This window comes from Oleiphilus sp. HI0132, from assembly GCF_001635845.1.
In genome coordinates, this window is record NZ_LWGJ01000273.1 from 1 (window position 1) to 849 (window position 849).

Below are 849 nucleotides of genomic sequence, written 5' to 3' on the forward strand. Positions count from 1 at the left end.
TCTACTTCAGGGTGATGGTGACGAGAGAAGATCTCGTCGCGCTTAGTGGGCTCGATATTTACCTTGTCCATATCTCCACCAGCCCATTTCACAACCTTCGGATCCATTACCGAAAACCAAACCGGTGGAATCATCGCTAATACGAACATCCATGGGTATCCGGCAGGAAGAGAAGGTACACCATGATAATCACGGAGAACTTGGTAAGCGCGAGTCGGATGCGCGTGGTGGTCAGAGTGACGTTGTAAGTGCAGGAGAATCAGATTGGAAATTTTCTGATTCGAATTCCAGGAATGGTGTGGCTGACAGCGCTCGAATCGCCCAGTCTTTTCGTTCTTCTGCCTGAGCAAACCATAATGTTCAATGTAATTTGCACACGTCAGCTGCCAGTAGCCGAATGCAGCCACAATCGACAGAAATGGAATCATCACAGGCCCAAAGTAAGCTAGCAGCATGCTGTACAATGCAACAGTTGCAAGAGCGGGCTGGATAATCTCATTCTGTAACGACCACTCTGACTTACCCTGTCGCTTCAACCTTGCGCTTTCCAGCTCCCATGCTCGGCGAAATGCCCCAGGCACTTCTCGTTTTACGAATTGATAGATAGACTCGCCCATTCTTGATGATGCAGGATCTTCAGGCGTCGACACATCTTTGTGATGGCCTTTGTTGTGCTCGATAAAAAAGTGCCCATATCCCGGTAAAGCTAGAGCCATCTTTGCAAAAAACACCTGCGTTCGGTCATTGACCTTATGGCCCATCTCGTGGCCAAGGTTAACGCCAATTCCAGCGGCTAAACCTGCTGTTAAGGCTCCACCAATAAAGTTAAACCAGGACCATTCGTATTGA

At 48.5% G+C, this 849-nt stretch carries 1 protein-coding gene; it reads right to left on the reverse strand.

Going from position 1 to position 849, the window contains the following annotated elements; genetic code table 11:
• Positions 1 to 849: alkane 1-monooxygenase (locus A3766_RS03345; RefSeq protein ID WP_068641680.1), on the reverse strand; the 849-nt coding region annotated here is incomplete at both ends.